General features: G+C 77.8%; 16 protein-coding genes. 10 read left to right on the forward strand and 6 right to left on the reverse strand.

What is annotated here, in order from left to right; all coding sequences use genetic code 11:
* Window positions 1–65: 65 nt before the first annotated feature.
* The gene (locus ACFSJS_RS15580) at window positions 66–926 is read right to left on the reverse strand and encodes an acyltransferase (protein ID WP_380900663.1); all 861 of its coding nucleotides are present in this window, start codon (window positions 924–926) and stop codon (window positions 66–68) included.
* Window positions 927–1,086: 160 nt separating this feature from the next.
* Between ACFSJS_RS15580 and ACFSJS_RS15585 the strand changes: the two genes are divergently transcribed.
* The 3 genes from ACFSJS_RS15585 (at window position 1,087) to ACFSJS_RS15595 (ending at window position 4,169) form a co-directional block, all read left to right on the forward strand.
* Complete coding sequence (locus ACFSJS_RS15585; protein WP_380900665.1) at window positions 1,087–1,632, forward strand: gamma carbonic anhydrase family protein; 546 nt, start codon at window positions 1,087–1,089, stop codon at window positions 1,630–1,632.
* Window positions 1,633–1,740: 108 nt separating this feature from the next.
* Window positions 1,741–2,787, forward strand: a complete 1,047-nt coding sequence (locus ACFSJS_RS15590; RefSeq protein ID WP_380900667.1) for a DUF8017 domain-containing protein — start codon at window positions 1,741–1,743, stop codon at window positions 2,785–2,787.
* On the forward strand, window positions 2,787–4,169 hold the full coding sequence (locus tag ACFSJS_RS15595) for an MFS transporter (protein WP_380900669.1): 1,383 nt from the start codon (window positions 2,787–2,789) through the stop codon (window positions 4,167–4,169). Before ACFSJS_RS15590 ends, ACFSJS_RS15595 begins: the two co-directional genes overlap by 1 nt.
* Here the strand turns inward: ACFSJS_RS15595 and ACFSJS_RS15600 are convergent.
* Complete coding sequence (locus tag ACFSJS_RS15600) at window positions 4,109–4,936, reverse strand: spermidine synthase (protein WP_380900810.1); 828 nt, start codon at window positions 4,934–4,936, stop codon at window positions 4,109–4,111. The genes ACFSJS_RS15595 and ACFSJS_RS15600 overlap by 61 nt on opposite strands.
* Before the next feature lie 156 nt (window positions 4,937–5,092).
* Here ACFSJS_RS15600 and ACFSJS_RS15605 point away from each other — a divergent pair, with 156 nt between their 5' ends.
* On the forward strand, window positions 5,093–5,962 hold the full coding sequence (locus tag ACFSJS_RS15605; protein WP_380900812.1) for a TVP38/TMEM64 family protein: 870 nt from the start codon (window positions 5,093–5,095) through the stop codon (window positions 5,960–5,962).
* 54 nt (window positions 5,963–6,016) lie between these two features.
* Window positions 6,017–6,889: an undecaprenyl-diphosphate phosphatase gene (locus ACFSJS_RS15610; RefSeq protein WP_380900671.1), complete on the forward strand. Its 873-nt coding sequence runs from the start codon at window positions 6,017–6,019 to the stop codon at window positions 6,887–6,889.
* A gap of 19 nt (window positions 6,890–6,908) precedes the next feature.
* Here the strand turns inward: ACFSJS_RS15610 and ACFSJS_RS15615 are convergent, their stop codons facing one another.
* On the reverse strand, window positions 6,909–8,129 hold the full coding sequence (locus tag ACFSJS_RS15615) for a CapA family protein (protein ID WP_380900673.1): 1,221 nt from the start codon (window positions 8,127–8,129) through the stop codon (window positions 6,909–6,911).
* A 186-nt stretch (window positions 8,130–8,315) separates the two neighbouring features.
* Between ACFSJS_RS15615 and ACFSJS_RS15620 the strand changes: the two genes are divergently transcribed.
* The 4 genes from ACFSJS_RS15620 to lnt all read left to right on the forward strand — a co-directional run bounded on the left by ACFSJS_RS15620 (window position 8,316) and on the right by lnt (window position 12,721).
* Window positions 8,316–9,299: an FAD-dependent oxidoreductase gene (locus ACFSJS_RS15620; protein WP_380900675.1), complete on the forward strand. Its 984-nt coding sequence runs from the start codon at window positions 8,316–8,318 to the stop codon at window positions 9,297–9,299.
* Between the two features lie 189 nt (window positions 9,300–9,488).
* Window positions 9,489–10,487, forward strand: coding sequence for a PP2C family protein-serine/threonine phosphatase (locus ACFSJS_RS15625; protein ID WP_380900814.1), 999 nt, complete (start codon window positions 9,489–9,491; stop codon window positions 10,485–10,487).
* 212 nt (window positions 10,488–10,699) lie between these two features.
* The gene (locus ACFSJS_RS15630; protein ID WP_380900677.1) at window positions 10,700–11,041 is read left to right on the forward strand and encodes a hypothetical protein; all 342 of its coding nucleotides are present in this window, start codon (window positions 10,700–10,702) and stop codon (window positions 11,039–11,041) included.
* 102 nt (window positions 11,042–11,143) lie between these two features.
* On the forward strand, window positions 11,144–12,721 hold the full coding sequence (gene lnt / locus ACFSJS_RS15635; RefSeq protein WP_380900679.1) for an apolipoprotein N-acyltransferase: 1,578 nt from the start codon (window positions 11,144–11,146) through the stop codon (window positions 12,719–12,721).
* Here the strand turns inward: lnt and ACFSJS_RS15640 are convergent.
* The gene (locus tag ACFSJS_RS15640; protein WP_380900681.1) at window positions 12,693–13,598 is read right to left on the reverse strand and encodes a Gfo/Idh/MocA family protein; all 906 of its coding nucleotides are present in this window, start codon (window positions 13,596–13,598) and stop codon (window positions 12,693–12,695) included. The genes lnt and ACFSJS_RS15640 overlap by 29 nt on opposite strands.
* A 54-nt stretch (window positions 13,599–13,652) precedes the next feature.
* Window positions 13,653–14,873 carry an FAD-dependent monooxygenase gene (locus ACFSJS_RS15645; protein ID WP_380900683.1) on the reverse strand — a complete coding sequence of 407 codons (1,221 nt, stop codon included), beginning with the start codon at window positions 14,871–14,873 and terminating at the stop codon, window positions 13,653–13,655.
* 92 nt (window positions 14,874–14,965) lie between these two features.
* On the opposite strand from ACFSJS_RS15645, the gene ACFSJS_RS15650 reads away from it, so the two are divergent.
* Window positions 14,966–15,613 (forward strand): TetR/AcrR family transcriptional regulator, encoded by a 648-nt coding sequence (locus ACFSJS_RS15650; protein ID WP_380900685.1) that lies wholly within the window; start codon window positions 14,966–14,968, stop codon window positions 15,611–15,613.
* A gap of 551 nt (window positions 15,614–16,164) precedes the next feature.
* Here ACFSJS_RS15650 and ACFSJS_RS15655 read toward each other — a convergent pair.
* Entirely contained in the window at window positions 16,165–16,740 is a 576-nt protein-coding gene (locus tag ACFSJS_RS15655; RefSeq protein ID WP_380900687.1) for a hypothetical protein, read from the reverse strand.
* Between the last annotated feature and the right edge of the window lie 11 nt (window positions 16,741–16,751).

Here is a 16,751-nt window from a genome sequence, read left to right on the forward strand (position 1 = left end):
CAGCAGCAGCGCCAGGCCGTGCAGGGCCACGGCGAAGAGCAGCAGCAGGCGCAGGTTCCGGTTGCTCACGGCGTACGCATCCCGTCGGTCTCCCGTTCCGTCCCGGCGGCCGGCGCCCCGTCCGGCGGCGGACCCGCCCCCTCCAGTCTGCCCCCTGCCTCCGCGGGGGCGTCGCCGAGCGCGGCCAGGGCGAGGAGCTGCCCGGAGGTGACCCCCTCCGGGAGCGGCGCCGGCGGCGGGGTGCGCAGCGGGGGCTGCCAGCCGTCCTCGGGATCCCAGCGCCGCACGACGCGCGCGGGCGCTCCGGCGACCACCGCGTGGTCGGGCACCTCGCCGCGCACCACCGATCCGGCCGCCACCACCACGTTCCGCCCCAGCCTCGCCCCCGGCAGCACCACCGCCCCCGTGCCCAGCCAGCCGCCCGGGCCGATCTCCACGGGCGCCGACCGCGGCCACTGCCGGCCGACCGGCAGGCAGGGGTCGTCGTAGGAGTGGTTGGTGGAGGTGATGTAGACGTACGGGCCGCAGAAGACGTCGTTCCCGATCGTCACACCGGCCGCGGCCGTGTCGGCGACCACGTGGCTGCCGCGTCCGAGCACCACCCCGTCGCCCAGCCGCAGCACCGTCTCCGGCCCGAGGTCGAGGCCGGGCATCATCCCCGCGGTCAGCGTCACCTCGGCGCCGATCACGCAGTGGTCGCCCAGCTCGATCCACTCGGTGCCGAAGAGGGTGCCCTGCGGGAAGGCCAGCCGGGTGCCCTCGCCGATGCGGCGGAACACGTGCGGCCCCGGGGTCCGGGCCGTGACGGCACCGGCCCGCTGCGCGTACCGCCACAGCGCGTGCACCGCGCGGGACGCCGTGCGGGAGGTCAGGCGGGACACGGTGCTGGAGAGACGGGATGAGAACGTGTTCCTGTCGTTGGGCACCCGCTCACGGTAGACGTCCCGGGCGCGGCGCGCCGACCCCCGCGCTGTGATCCTCACCCCACCCCCGCGGGCCCGTCGCGTACGGTTCGGTGGAGCCGTGATCACGTGCGGGGCGCGGCACGGCGGGACGTCGGACCGGAGGAGCCGGAGTGCGGCACGGATGGAGAGGCGGGCGATGATCGCGGGCGTGGCGGGCAGGGAACCGGTGGTCGACCCGGAGGCGTACGTCGCCCCGACCGCCGTGGTGGTCGGGGAGGTGGAGCTCGGTGCGGGCTCGGGCGTCTGGTACAACGCGGTGCTGCGCGGTGACTGCGCCGCCATCACCGTGGGCGCCGGCAGCAACGTCCAGGACAACTGCACGGTGCACGCCGACCCCGGCTTCCCCGTGGTGGTGGGGACGGGCGTCTCGGTGGGGCACAACGCGGTGCTGCACGGCTGCACCGTCGGGAACGACGTGCTGATCGGCATGGGCTCCACCGTGCTCAACGGCGCCCGGGTGGGAGCCGGTTCGCTGGTGGCGGCGCACGCCCTGGTGCCGCAGGGCATGGAGGTCCCGCCCGGCTCCCTGGTCGCGGGGGTGCCCGCCCGCGTCCGGCGGGAGCTGACCCCCGAGGAGCTGGAGGGCATCCGGCTGAACGCCGCGGTCTACCGGGAGCTGGCCGGCACCCACCGGGACACCCTCGCCGTCCGGGGGGACGGCGCCTGACGGGTCCGGCGCACCGCCGGACCGCTCCGGTTCCGCGGTGTACCGGGTCCGTACCGATGCGGGGGCGGCCGTGGCCGCCGCCGGGCCGCGCCCTTAGTGTTCTGCTCCATGTGGCCAGGACAGCAGCAGCCCGGGGGCGAGCAGAACCCGCAGAACCCGCAGCAGCCCAACCCGTACCGGACACCGGGGTACCAGGCGCCCAACCCGTACCGGGCACCGGGATACCAGGCGCCGGGGTACCAGACCCCGGGCCCGTACCGGCAGGACCAGCCCGGCGCCCCCTGGGGCCACCCCCCGGCGCCCGGCGCCCCGCCGCCGCACGGCGGGGGCGGCAGGGGCGGCAGGGGCGCCGCGATAGCCGTCGTCGCGGCCGCCGCCGTGATCGCCGCCTCCGTGGTCACCGGTGTCGTCCTGCTGGGGGACGACGGCGGGGGGAGTGACGCCGGAGGCGGCGCCACGACCGCCTCCCCCAGCGCCGGGCCCTCCACCGGGGGGAGCGCCCCGTCCGAGGAGCCCGGCGAGCACGAGGACGACCCCGGCAACCCGCGCGACGGCCGCGCCCCGGAGAAGCCCGGCCCGGTGGTGCCCGGCTGGAAGGTCGTCACCAACGCCAAGCACCACAACGCCTTCGACGTCCCGGCCGACTGGAAGGTCGACTCGGAGACGATGATCATCGGGTACGGGCAGAAGGAGAAGGACAACCCCTTCGCCGGGCCGCAGGTCGCCTTCAGCGGCCCGGCCTACCACAAGCAGGGCTGGTGCGAGGACGACGGCAACAAGTACACCCGCGCCGTCGTCGGCAGCAAGGGCGGCCAGGGCTCCCGCAACACCGCCGAGGGTGCCGAGCGCGCCGCGGAGAACTTCGTCTACTTCGCGTACGGCGAGCAGAAGGAGACCGTCAGGCGCACCGAGGCGAAGGAGTTCTCCAACAAGCACGGGATCACCGGTCACATCGCCACCGCCACGGCCACGGGGGTGAAGAAGGAGAGCAAGTGCGACGCCGACGGCAAGGCCGTCGCCGTCTCCTGGATCGACGGCAGCAACGACCTGCGCATCTGGGTGCTCGTCACCGACGCCGGGGTCGGTGACGAGGTCTCCCAGGACGTCATCGACAAGATGACCGGGAGCCTGCGGCCCTACGCCGAGGAGGACTGATGCACCCGGGGGCGAACGGCGGCGGGCGGGAGGCGGGGCGTCCGGCCCGCCCCGCCTGGGCCGGACGCAACTACACCCTGCTGACCGCCGCCGCCGTGGTCACCGGCCTGGGCAACTCGGGCGCACTGATCGCGGCGGCGTTCGCCGTGCTCGAGTCGGGCGGCGACGGCACCGACGTGGGGCTGGTCGCCGCCGCGCGCACCGTTCCCCTGGTCGTCCTGCTGCTGGTCGGCGGGGCCGTCGCCGACCGGCTGCCCCGCCACCGGGTGATGGTGGCGGCCAACGCGCTCAACTGCGTCTCCCAGGGCCTCTTCGCGGTGCTGGTGATCACCGGGGAGGCCCGGCTGTGGCAGATGGCGGTGCTCTCCGCGCTGGGCGGCACCGGCCACGCGTTCTTCGCCCCGGCCGCCGAGGGGATGGTGCTGGCCAGCGTCCGCGGCGAGCAGGCCGGGCGCGCCTTCGCCGTCTTCCGCATGGGCGTCAACGGCGCCTCCATCGGGGGCGCGGCGCTCGGCGGCGCGCTGATCGCCGCCTTCGGCCCCGGCTGGGTGCTGGCCGTGGACGCCGCCGCCTTCGCGCTGGCCGGGGCGCTGCGCGCCTTCCTCGACCTGGGCGGCATGCCCGAGCGCGCGCCGGGCGGCGGGCTGCTGGGCGATCTGCGCGACGGCTGGCGCGAGGTGGCGGGGCGGCCCTGGCTGTGGGCGATCGTCGTGCAGTTCTCCGTCGTCAACGCGGTGGTCGCGGCGGCCGAGGCGGTGTACGGGCCGCAGGTCGCCGAGGAGCACCTGGGCGGCGCCCGGCCGTGGGGGCTGGCGCTGGCCGCCTACGGGGCGGGCACGGTGCTGGGCGGGCTGCTGATGGTCCGCTGGAAGCCGCGCCGCATCCTGCTCGCCGGCACGCTGTGCGTCTTCCCGCTGGCACTGCCCTCGGCCGCGCTGGCGGTGCCGGTGCCCGTGGCGTGGCTGATCGCGGCGATGTTCGCCACCGGTGTCACGCTCGAGGTGTTCGGGGTGGCCTGGATGACGGCCCTGCACCAGGAGGTGCCCGAGGAGAAGTTCTCCCGGGTCTCCGCCTACGACTGGCTGGGCTCCATCGCCCTGGTGCCCCTCGCCACCGCCGCGGCCGGACCGGTCGAGGCGCTGGTGGGACGGCCGGCGGCGCTGTGGGGCTGCTCGGCGCTGGTGGTGCTGCTCACGGCCGCGGTGCTGTGCGTGCCGGACGTGCGGAACCTCTCCCGGCGCGGCGCCCTGTCCGCCTCCGGTGCGCCCGTCGCCTCCGGCGGCTCGGGGACACCCGGCGCCCCCGTGGTCGCCCCCGGCGGTCAGCCGACCGTGAAGGCGCCGTCCGGCGGCACCGGCGAGGGCGCCGACTCGCCGTCCTGAACCGGGCGGGCGTCCCCCACCAGGCGCTCCAGGGCGCCGCCGTGCACCACCCGGGCGGGGAACGGGTCGGCGGCGGCCCGCCGGGCCAGCTCCGCCACGGGCGGCTCGGTCCGGGAGGCGACCAGCACGGCGTTGCCGAAGCGGCGTCCGCGCAGCACGGCGGGCTCGGCGACCAGGCACACCCGGCCGAAGGCGGCGCGGAGACCGGCCAGCTGGGAGCGGAGGAAGGCGAACGGCGCGGCGTCGGCGAGGTTGGCGACGTACGTCCCGTCCGGCCGCAGCACCCGGGCCGCCTCCCGCGCGTAGCCGAGGGTGGTCAGGTGGGCCGGGACGCGCGAGCCGCCGAAGACGTCGGCCACCACCACGTCCGCCGACGCCGGCGGCCGCTCCCGCAGCGCCTCCCGCGCGTCCCGGGCCCGCACCTCGATCCCGCCGTCCCCCGGCAGCGGCAGGTGCTCGGCGACCAGGGCGAGCAGTGCCCGGTCGGAGTCCACCACCCACTGGCGGGAGCCGGGGCGGGCGGCCGCCAGGTGGCGGGGGAGGGTCAGGGCGCCGCCGCCCAGGTGCAGGACGTCCAGCGGTGCGCCGGGAGGGGCGGCGAGGTCCAGGACGTGGGCGATGCGGCGCGTGTACTCGAACTCCAGGTGGGACGGGTCGTCGAGGTCGACGTACGACTGGGGCGCGCCGTCGACGGTGAGCAGCCAGGCCCGTGCCCGGTCCACGTCCGGCAGCAGCCGCGCGGTGCCGTGCTCCACGGCGGCGGTCACCGGTACCCGTCCGTCGTCCGCTCCGTCCCCGTGCCCCGCGTCCCCGGTCCGGTCCGCGCCGCCCGCCCTGCCCGTCGTGTCGTCCACCGGGCCATTCTGACCGGTGGACGCACGGGGCCGGGCAGGGGGCCGGGGCCGCTTCCGGGCGCGTGCGTCATCTTCGTCGGTTACGCTCCCCCGGTGCCTGTCCCCGTCCGGCAGCCCGCAGGCCCCGCCGCCCGGTGCGCCTCGGTGTTGTTCTCCCCCTGGTCCCGTCTGTCCCTCCTCGCCGTGCTGCTGGCCGCCGCCGCCACCGCGGTGGCCCTCCACGAACCGCAGCGGCTGCTGACCGGCGCCGAGCTGCCCCGGCCCTCCGGGGCCGCGGCGGTGGCCGCGTTCGCCGTCGCCTACGGCCTGTGCACGGCGGCCCTGGTGCCCAGACCGGTGCTGAACCTGGCCGCGGGCGCCTTCTTCGGGGCCTGGGCGGGCACGGCGGCGGCCGTGGCCGGGACGGTGCTGGGAGCCGGCATCGCCTTCGGCCTCGGGCGGCTGCTGGGCCGGGACGCGCTGCGCCCGCTGCTGGTGCGGGGGCGCTGGATGGAGGCCGGCGACCGGCGACTGGGCCGCCACGGCTTCCGCTCCGTGCTGGTGCTGCGGGTGCTGCCGGGCATCCCGTTCGCCGTCTCCAACTACGGGGCCTCGGTGACCCGGGTGCGCTGCTCGGCGTTCCTGGCCGCCACCGCGCTGGGCTGCGTGCCCAACACCGCCGCGTACGCCGTCGCGGGCAGCCGGGCGGCGGAGCCGACCTCGCCGGCCTTCCTCGTCGCGTCCGCGGCCGTCGCCGTCCCCGCGGCGGTCGCGGCCCTCGTCGCCTGGCGCAGGCGGCCGGGGCCGCGGCGGGTACGGGCGGCCCGGCGGCCCGGTCCGGCGGCCGGAGCCGGTGGGGCCGCGCCGGGGGAGCCGCCGCGCGCAGCCGTCACCGCCCCGGTACGCGCGGGAGACAGGCGTTCGCCCGCCGTTTCCCTGCCCGTTCCGGATCGGCCATAGCATCTGCCCGACCCGACCGAAGATCATCAAGAAGCAGGGACGAGCACACCCGACATGTCTTGGTTCGAAGCGTTCATCCTCGGGCTCGTCCAGGGGCTGACCGAGTTCCTCCCCATCTCCTCCAGCGCCCACCTGCGGCTGACCGCGGTCTTCGCGGGGTGGAAGGACCCCGGCGCGGCCTTCACCGCCGTCACCCAGATCGGCACCGAGGCCGCCGTGCTGATCTACTTCCGCAAGGACATCGCGCGGATCGTCTCCGCCTGGTTCCGTTCCCTGCACGACCGGCAGGCGCGCGGTGACCACGACGCCAAGCTGGGCTGGCTGGTGATCGTCGGCTCGATACCGATCGGCGTGCTGGGCCTGACCCTCAAGGACCACATCGAGGGCCCCTTCCGCGACCTGCGGCTGATCGCCACGACGCTGATCGTGCTGGGCATCGTGCTCGGCGTGGCCGACCGGCTGGCGGCGCGCGACGCGAGCGGGGGGCGGCACCGGGCCGTGCGGGAGCGCAAGGGCCTGGAGAAGCTGACCGTGCGCGACGGCCTGCTGTACGGCATGGCCCAGGCGATGGCCCTGATCCCGGGCGTGTCCCGGTCGGGCGCGACGATCAGCGGCGGCCTGTTCATGGGGTACTCCCGGGAGGCGGCCGCCCGCTACTCCTTCCTGCTGGCCATCCCCGCCGTCCTCGCCTCCGGCCTCTTCGAGCTGACGGAGATCGGCGAGGGGCACGTCTCCTGGGGGCCGACCGCCTTCGCCACCGCCCTGGCCTTCCTGGTGGCCTACGCGGTCATCGCCTGGTTCATGAAGTTCATCTCCACGAAGAGCTTCATGCCGTTCGTGGTCTACCGGATCCTGCTGGGCCTGCTGATATTCGGGCTCGTCGCGGCCGGGGTGATCTCGCCCCACGCGGGCGACCCGGTGGGCTGAGGCACCCCGGCCGCGCCGGTCACCGGGCCCCGGTCAGCCCGTCCGCGGCGGCCCCCCGGCTCAGCACCGCCTCGCGCACCCGCTCGTACACCTCGGGGAAGTGCTCGGCGGTGGCGCGGACGACGCGGAAGGGCGGACCGGTGTCGGAGTGGCCGACCAGGAACTCCGCCCGCTCCACCGCCCAGCCGCCGCCGGGCCCGGGGGTGAAGGTGAAGCGGGCCATCGAGCCCTCGTTGCCGCTGCGCTTGTCGGCCGGGGCGAAGCTGGCGACCTGGTCGCCGAGCCCGTAGACCACCCAGGTCCCGTTCACCTTCTCGTAGGGCTGCGGGACGTGGTTGTGGGTGCCGACGACCAGGTCGATGTCCTTGCGGCCGCCGGTGCGGGCGGCGGTCAGCTCCTCGGCGAGGCGGAGCTGCGCCGCGTCGGGGGCCTGCTGCCACTCGGTGCCCCAGTGGACGCTGACGAGCACCACGTCGGCCCCGGCCCGGCGGGCGGCGCGCGCGTCGGCGATCACCTGCTCCGGCTCCAGCAGCCGTACCGCCCAGGGCCGTCCCTCCGGCAGCGGGACGCCGTTGGTGCCGTAGGTGTAGGCGAGGTGGGCGACCCGGGCGCCGCCGGCTCGCAGCACGGCCGGGCGGGCGGCCTCCGCCGCGCTGCGGGCCGTGCCCGCGTGCCGCACCCCGGCCTCGTCCAGCGCGTCCAGGGTGCGGCGCACCCCGTCGAAGCCGTCGTCGAGGCTGTGGTTGGAGGCGGTCGAGCAGCTGTCGTAGCCCGTCGCCCGCAGCGCCCGGGCCAGGTGCGGCGGCGAGCGGAACAGCGGGTAGCCGGTGAAGGGGCCGTCCTCGTCGCCGTAGGGGGTCTCCATGTGGCACAGCGCGATGTCGGCGGGGGCCACGACGGGCTTCACCCCGGCCAGGATGCGGGTGAAGTCGTGGCCCTCCCCGCCCGCGTCCAGACGGGCCTGCCGGATGATCGAGGGGTACGGGATGATGTCGCCGGTGGCGACCACCGTGAAGGGCCGCCGCCGGTCGGCGGGCGCCGCGTCCGCTCCGGCGGCGCCCGGGGCGCCGCCTCCGGTGCACGAGGCCAGGGCGGCGAGCGCCAGGAGGACGGCCGCCGGGGCCGCGGCGCGTATTCGGCCGCCGTGTGCGGCGCCCCTTTGCTCCGGGTGGTCCGGCCGGCGGTCCGCCGCCGTCCGCCGGTTCCGCTCCGCCCGTGTCCCGCCGTGCGTTCCGCGCATCTCCGCCTCCGTCCGTCGGTGCCGCCCCCGGACGGCCGCGCCGTCCCTCTTCTCCGGCAGCGTGGGCGGGCGCGCCGGGGGCGGCACCCCGGGGGAGGGCGCCGGTGGGCCGACCGGGCGAACGGGCCGCGCGGATGCTGGAATGTGCGCAGTGGCGGATGGGCGGCGGACGGGGTGACGGGCCGGATGGCGGACGGGACAGCGGGCGGACCGGTGGGCGCGCGGGCCGGCGGGGCGCGCCCCGGGGAACCGGACCTGCTGGTCGTGGGCGGCGGTCCGGCCGGCTGCGCGGCGGCCGTGATGGCGGCGAGCGTGGGCCTGCGCACGCTGCTGCTGGAGGCGCGGGGGGAGCTGTGCGGCAGGCTGCGGTACGTCCCCGCCCTGGAGAACGTGCTGGGCGGCTTCTCCTCCGGGCCGCGGTTCGCCGCGGCGGCGGCCGCCGACGTGGCGCGGGCCCGGGGGTGCCGGGTCGAGTACGGCGCGCGCGTGGTCCGGCTCGCCGCGCACGACGACCGTGTGGCCGTCACGCTGGAGTCGGGGGCGGTCCGCACGGCCGCGCACGCCGTCGTCGCCACCGGCACCGTCCCGCTGGGCCCGGCGCAGGCCGACTGGCTCCACGACCCCGCGGGGCTCGCCACCGTCCCGCTGTGGGAGGCGGAGCCCGACCGGTGGGCGGGCCGGACGGTGCTCGTGCTGGGCGCCGACCGGCCGCTGGGCACCGCGCTGCGCGCGGCCCCGGGGGTGGCGGCCCGCTTCCTGGTGGCGTACCCGCCCCCGGACGGCTACAAGATCGACGAGGTGCGCGCCGACCCGCGCGTCGAGCCGGTGCCGGTGCGGCGGGCGGTCCTGTCGGCCGTGCGGGGGACGGACCGGGGGCGGAGGGGAGCGGGTCCCGGCCGGATCGCGGTGGAGCTGACCACCGCGGAGGGCCGGGTGCTGCGGCGGGAGGCCGACGCGGTCCACCTCAACCTCGGCAGCGCCGCCGCGGGTCCCCCGCAGGGGCTGGTGCGGGGAGCCGACGGCTACTGCCCGCCGGACCGGCAGCATCCGCGCGTCCACGTGGCGGGCGACCTGCGGTCGGCGCGCGCCCAGCGGATCATGACGGCGGCGGGCTCGGGCGGCGAGGCCGCGCTGCGGGCGTACTACGCGCTGCGCGGCGCACACGGCTGACCGGGCCCTGGGGCCGGGCCTGCGGCAGCCGTGCGGGGGTGTGTCCACCCCCTCGCTTTCCCGCACCGCCCCCGGCTGGGAAGCTTGGTACAGGCAACCGCGGGACACCCGCACCGATCCCCGGAGTTCACCTTGGCCGAGCGCAACGACGACAGCTACCGCCTGCTCGCCGTCCTCCCGTTCGCGTCCATGGCCGTCGTCGCCCTGGTGGACGTGGCGGCAGGACCCGGCGCGGGGTTCCTGCCGTTGTTATCCCTGGGCCCCGCCTTCGCCAGCCTCGTCGGCGACATGCGCCGCACCGCGCTCATCGGACTGCTGGCCCTGCTGCTGTGCCTGTGCCTGGCCGCGTTCAACGACCTGCTGTGGACGCTGCGCGGCAGCACGGCCCTGGCCTCGGTGGCCGGGGTCGCGGTGGCCGGCCTGGCCGCGGCGGCCGTCCGGCAGCGGCGCGAGGCGGAGCTGGCCAGCGTGCGGTCGATCGCGGAGGTCGCCCAGCGGGTGCTGCTCCGCCCGGTGCCGCGGGCGGCGGGCCACCTGCGGGTGGCGGTCTCCTACACCTCCGCGGTGGCCGAGGCGCGGATCGGCGGCGACCTGTACGAGGTCGTCAACTCGCCCTCGGGGGTCCGGGTGATCGTGGGCGACGTGCAGGGCAAGGGCCTGGAGGCGGTGGAGACGGCCGCGGTGGTGCTGGCCGCGTTCCGGGAGGCCGCCTACGACGAGCCCGACCTCACGGCGGTGAGCGCCCGGCTGGAGAGGTCCGTCAACCGGCACATGCCGGCGGAGCGGTTCGTCACCGCGGTGCTGGCCGAGGCGCACGAGGACCGCTCGGTCACCCTGCTCAACCACGGCCATCCCTCGCCGCTGGTGGTCCGGGCGGACGGCACGGCCCACCCGGCGGAACCGCCCGAGACCTCGCCGCCGCTGGGCATGGGGCTCGACCTCAAGCCGCCCGAACCCTACGGGGTGTCGCTCGCCCCCGGCGACCAGATGCTGCTGTACACCGACGGCGTCACCGAGGCGCGGGATCCGGAAGGCGTCTTCTACCCGCTCGTGCGGCGCTCGTTCCTCCTGCGGGAGGCCGGCCCGGACACCGCGCTGGAGGCGCTGCGCAGGGATCTGGTGGCCCACGTCGGCGGCCCGCTGCACGACGACGCGGCGATGCTGCTCCTGCGCTACCGCGACCGCTGAGTCCCGGCCCCGGGCCCGCCCGGGGCCGGGGCGGGGCACCGGGAACGCGCACGGGCCCGGCGCGCCCGGTTCCGTGCGCACCCGGAGCTGTCCGCCCGGGCTGCCGCGATTCGTCGGGAAAGGGGAGATTCACCCGCTCGGGTGGGGTACTCGTGGGACCGACATCCCGTTTCCCCCGCCGTTCCCGGCGCCGAGCGAGCCGAGCCGAGACCATGAAAGACTCCCGCCTCACCCTCCGAGAACTCCGCATCCTGCACGAGACCGAACGGGTACTGCTCCGGGACGCCCGGCTCGCCGAGGCCTTCCGCGAGTTCCGCGAGTGCGCCGGCCCCGGGCCGGGCCGCGGCCCCGAGGCCGTCGTCCCACCGGACGCCGTCCGGGACGCCGACCCCGGGCCGTCGCGGCGGCTGTGGCTGCTCGTCGGCGTCTGCGCGTTCCTGGTCCCCGTCTTGACGGTCCTGCACCCGGGTGTCGGGGCGCTGGTGCTGCTCTCGGTCCTGACCGTGTGCGCGGCCAGGTGGGTCGACCGCCGCCGGGGGCGGGGCGCGGGCTGATCCCGTCCGTCCGGGCCTTCGGCGGGCGGTTCCCGGGAAGGGCTACCCGGTGGGGGCCGCCCGGAACCCCGGGCGGCCCCGGACGAGGCGAGGAGGCGCGTCATGGGGGTGCTCCGCGGGTCCCGGTGGCGGCGGGGCGTGCTCGCGGTGGGGGCCGGCGCGCTGCCCGCCCTGGCGTTCCCCGCCCCGTCGCTGTGGTGGTGGGCCTACGCCGCGCTGGTGCCGTGGATGCTGCTGCTGCGCTCGGCGGACGGCGGCCGCCGGGCCGCCGTGGAGGGCTGGCTGGGCGGCGCCGGCTTCCTGCTGGCCACCCACCACTGGCTGGCGCCGAACCTGCACGTCTTCCTGGTGGTGGCGGCGGTGCTGCTGGGGCTGCTGTGGGCGCCCTGGGGCTGGCTGGTGCGGCACCTGCTGGCGGGCGCGCCGGGGCCGGGGCGGGCCCTGGCCGCGGTGGTGCTGCTGCCCTCGGCGTGGCTGGCGGCCGAGCTGGTGCGCTCCTGGGAGTACCTGGGCGGGCCGTGGGCGCTGCTGGGGGCCGGTCAGTGGCAGGTTCCGGCGGCGCTGCGGCTGGCCTCGCTGGGCGGGGTGTGGCTGGTCACCGTGTGGGTGGTGGCCGTCAACACGGCGCTGGTGCTGCCGGCCGCCGCGGCGCCGCGGGCCAGGACGGCGGCGGTGGCCGCCGCGGCGGTGTGCGCGCTGGTCCCGGCCGCGGCGTGGATGTGGGCCCCGCAGCCCCGCCCGGCGGGCACGGTGCGGGTCGCGGTGGTGCAGCCGGGGGTGGTGGCGGGCCCGGACGCCCGGTTCGATGCCGGCGAGCGGCTGACCCGCTCCCTGGCGGGCCGCGGCGCGGACCTGGTGGTGTGGGGTGAGAGCAGCGTCGGCCGCGACCTGGACGGCCGGCCGGACCTGCGGGAGCGGCTGGCGGCGCTGTCGGCGCGGGTGGGGGCGCCGCTGCTGGTCAACGTGGACGCGCGGCGCCCGGACCGGCCGGGCGTCTTCAAGAGCTCGGTGCTGGTCGGCCCGGACGGCCCCACCGGGGACCGCTACGACAAGATGCGGCTGGTCCCGTTCGGCGAGTACGTCCCGGCCCGCTCCCTGCTGGGCTGGGCGACGGCGGTGGGCCGGGCCGCCGAGGAGGACCGCAGGCGCGGGGACGCCCCGGTGGTGGTGCGGGCCGGGGCGCAGGGCGTGCGGGTCGGCCCGCTGGTCTGCTTCGAGTCGGCCTTCCCCGACATGGGCCGGACGCTGGTGCGCGACGGCGCCGGGCTGCTGGTCGCCCAGTCGGCGACGTCGTCCTTCCAGGAGAGCTGGGCACCGCGGCAGCACGCCTCCCTGGCGGCGCTGCGGGCGGCCGAGGCCTGGCGTCCGGTGGTGCACGCCACGCTGACCGGGGTGAGCGCGGCGCACGGGCCGCGCGGGGAGCCGGTGGGCGCGCGGCTGGGCACCGACCGGAGCGGCACGGCGGTGTACGAGGTGCCGCTCGCCTCGGGCACCAGCCCGTACGCGCGGTTCGGGGACTGGGTGCCGGCCGCCGCGCTGGGGGCGCTGGCGGCGGCGGCCGGCGCCGGGGCCGGGGCGTGGGCCGCCGGGCGGGTGCGGCGGGGGCCGGAGCGCCGGCGCGGCGGCGGGCGGGCCGGGGAGGCCGGTGCCGTCAGGCGTCCTGTTCCAGCGCGGCGGTGACGATCCGCTCGCACAGCTCGTGGGTGCGCAGGGCGTCCTCGGCGCTCAGGAGCCTCCCGGCGCGCACCGCGTCGAGGAAGGCGAGGGTGATCTGCTCGATGCCGCGCTGCCGCGCCACGGGCACCCAGTCCCCGCGGCGGCGGATGCTGGGCTGCCCCCTGTGGTCGACGACCTCCGCGAGGTTGAGCACCTGGCGCTTGGCGTCCTGCCCGGAGACCTCCAGCACCTCCTCGGCGCTGCCGCTCGTCCGGTTCATCACGCCGATCGCGGTGAACCCGTCGCCGGACATCTGGAGCACCACGTGGTGCATCAGTCCGTCCCGGACGCGGGCGCGGACGTCCACGTGCCGGGCCGGGCCGGGCAGCAGGAAGCGGAGGGTGTCGACGACGTGGATGAAGTCGTCGTAGACCACGTCGCGCGGTGCGGCGGCCAGTCCGACCCGGTTCTTCTGCATCAGCACCAGCTCGCGCGGGTGCTCCAGGCACTGCGCGTAGCCGGGCGCGTGGCGGCGGTTGAAGCCGACGGCGAGCGACACGCCCCGCTCCCCGGCGAGGCGGACCAGCTGCTCGGCCTCGGCCAGGTGGTAGGCGAGCGGCTTGTCGACGTACGTGGGCACCCCGGCCCGGAGCAGCCGGGCGACGATGGCGGGGTGCTCGGACGTCGGGGCGTGGACGAAGGCCGCGTCCGGACCGGCGGCGAGCAGGCCGTCGAGGTCGGCGTGGCACTGCCGCGCGGGGATGCGGTGGGCCTCGGCGGTGCGCTCCAGGGTGGCGCGGGTGCGGGTGTGGAGGTGGAGCTCCAGGCCCGGCCGGGCGGTGAGCACCGGCAGGTACGCCTTGTGCGCGATGTCGCCGAGTCCGATCACACCGACCTTCACGTGGTCTCCCCTGTCCGTTCGCCGGGCCCGGCCTGGTCCGGTCGCCCTGTGCGGTCACCCCCGGTCCGCACCCGCCGGGGACGTCCCGTGTGCCCCGGCAGCATACGGCTCCGGCGGGCGCCAGTCGGCGATGCCGTCCAGGCTGCGCAGGGCCGGGCCCGGCCCGAACCGGCCGACCGCGGCGAGGGCGGTGTCGCGCAGGGCCCGGAGGGGGCCTGCGGAGACACCGGCCAGCCGGGCCACCCGGGCGGACCGGCGCACCACCTCCGTGGTGCGGGGCAGCCGGTCGCGGGTGTAGGCGGCCAGGGCCCGCGGGGTGCCGGCGGCGTCGGGGGCGGCGTGGTGGGCGAGGACGACGGCGTCCTCCAGGGCCTGGCAGCCGCCCTGGGCGAGGTTGGGCGCCATGGCGTGGGCGGCGTCGCCGAGCAGCGCGGTGCGGCCGCGGTGGTGGGCGGGCAGCGGTTCGGCAATGCGGTACACGTCGTTGCGCAGGACGGCGTCGTCCGGTGCGGCGGCGATCAGCTCGGGCACGGGGCGGTGCCAGCCGCCGAAGCGGCGCAGCAGTTCGGCCCGCTCGCCGTCCGGTGCCCGTCCTCCGGCGGGGACGGTGGCGGTGGCGTAGGCGTACACCCGGCCGTCGTGCAGCGGGACGGTGCCCCACAGCGTGCCGCGGCCCCAGGTCTCGTGGGGGGCGAAGGGCCGCTCGGGTGCGGGGACGACGAACCGCCAGGCGGTGAAGCCGGCGTAGCGGGGCCCGGGGTGGCCGGGGAAGAGGGTGTGCCGGGTGGCGGAGCGCAGGCCGTCGGCGGCGACGGCGAGGTCGGCGGTGAGCTCCTCGCCGTCCGCGGTGCGCACGGTCGCCGGCCGCTCCCCGGTGCCGGGGTCGGTCACCTCGGCCGGGGTGCCGGTGCGCAGGGCGCCCTCGGGCAGGCGCGAGGCGAGGAGGGCGACGAGGTCGGGGCGGTGGGCGACGACGACGGGGCCGCCGAAGCGCTCGGCCGCCGCCTGCTGGGTGGTGCGGGAGAGCCAGCGGCCCGAGGGGGTGCGCAACCCGCCCTCGTCCTGCCGGGCGGACATGGCGCGGACGGCGTCGCCGAGGCCGACGACGTCCAGGGCCCGCTGGGCGTTGGGGGCCAGGGCGATGCCCGCGCCGACCGGTTCCAGGGAGCGCGCGCGCTCCAGGACGGTGACCGCCCATCCGCGGCGGTGCAGGGCCGCGGCGGCGGCCAGACCGCCGATTCCGGCTCCGACGACGACGGCTCGGGGCTGAGGCATGGCGGGGTCCTTCCCTGCGGAGCACCGTCACTACAGATGTAGTGACACCTACGACGCTACTACAGCTGTAGTGAGAGCGGTAGATTGGCGGCATGGCTTCCGGCACGCCCCCCTCCCCACGGCCCCCCGCGTCCACACGGGCCGCCCGGACCGCACGCCCCTCCGGCTCGTCCCGCGCCGAACTGATCGCCGACACCGCGATCGGCCTGCTGGCCGAGCGCGGTCTGCGCGGCCTGACCCACCGGGCCGTGGACGAGGCCGCCGGACTGCCGCAGGGCTCCACCTCCAACCACGCCCGCACCCGCGAGGCCCTGCTGGAGGCGGCGGTGCGGCGGCTGGCCGACCGGGAGGCGGAGATCCTGGCCCCCCGCCGGGTCCCCGGCCCCGACGCCGGCCCGGAGGCGATGGCCCGGGTGGTGGCCGAGGCCCTGCACCGCTACCTCACCCGGCACCGCCGCCTGGCGGTCGCCCGCTACGAGCTGGCCCTGGAGGCGACCCGCCGCCCCGCCCTGCGGGCCGTCTACGACCGGGCCGGCACCGGCGCCTTCCGCGAGCCGCTGGTGGCGGTGATGGCCGCCGCGGGATCGGCCGCGCCCGAACGGCACGCGCTGTCGCTGATCGCCTGGTGCGAGGGGATGATGTTCGCCTGCGCGGCGGGCTCCCACCATTCGGCGGTGCCGGACCCGGAGGAGCTGCGGACCGGGCTGGGCGAACTGCTGCGGGGCATGCTGGGCGGCTGACGCCCGGTCTCCCCGGACCGCCCGTCCGGCCCCCGGGGTCACCCCTGCGGGGAGTACCCGGCGGCGGCCCCGTGCAGCACAGTGGGCGGGGTGCGAACCATCACCGGCGCTCTGCTCTTGACCGGAGCCGCCCTGGCCGCGGCCTCCGGATGCGTGACGGTGGCCGGTGGGCACCCCCGGGAGGAGAGCCCGCCGCCCCCGCCCTCCGGCCGCCCGTCTGCCGACCGCGCGCAGGAGGCGTCCTGGACCCCCGCACCGGCCCGGGAGGCCCTGGCCAGGGTGCCGGAGGAGGCGGGCCCGGCCCCCGGCGCCCCCGGCCCCGCACGGCGCGGACCACTGCCCGGGAGCGCCCGCCCCGCCCCGTCCGCCGCTCCCGCTCCCCCGGCCGCTCGGCCGGCCCCGCGGCCCGGACGCCCCTCCCCCGCCCCGCCCCGCGCCGTCCCCGCCACCCCGGCTGCTCCACCGTGGCCGGGTGCCGACGTGTGCGGGCTCGGCGAACGCCACGGAGGCTGGGGACCGGGCAGCGAGCAGGCCCGGATCTGCCGGGAGGTCTACGGCGGCTGAGCCGGGCCGTCGAAGCGCTCCGGCGGCCCGGCCCGGTGCCCGGTCGCCGCCAGCCACCTCTCCAGGCGTCCGGCGGTCGCCCCGACGAGCGCTCTGTAGGCCTCCGCGTGCTCGCGGCCGTCCGCCCCTCCACCGGGTGCGCCGCCGGGCGGGCCCTCTGCCGCGCTCCGGGCCCGCGCCAGCTCGCGGCGGGCCGCGGCGCGGTCGCCCAGCCGCGCGTGGCACTCCGCCAGCCCCAGGTGGAGCGAGGGGAGCAGGGAGCGCGGCGACGGGCCCCGTCCCGCCACCGGACCGCGGGCGGCGGCCAGGGCGCGCCGCTGCCACTCCAGCCCGGCCGCCGGGTCGTCCTGGACCCCGGCCAGGTGGTGGGCGAGGAGGCAGCGGAGGAACGGGTCGCCGGCCGCGCCGGCCTCCTCCCACAGGCGTGCCAGCCGGTTGCGGGCCTCCTCCCGGTCCCCGCCCCGGTGGAGCACCACCGCCTGGCCGATCCTGACCGCCACCGTCGGTTCCGGTCCCGAGGTGCCCGCCCCCTCCTCCCCCGGTCCCCGCCGCTGTCCCGCCATGGCCTCTCCCG

Source organism: Streptomyces desertarenae (assembly GCF_042681365.1).
Taxonomy (GTDB): Bacteria; Actinomycetota; Actinomycetes; order Streptomycetales; family Streptomycetaceae; genus Streptomyces; species Streptomyces desertarenae.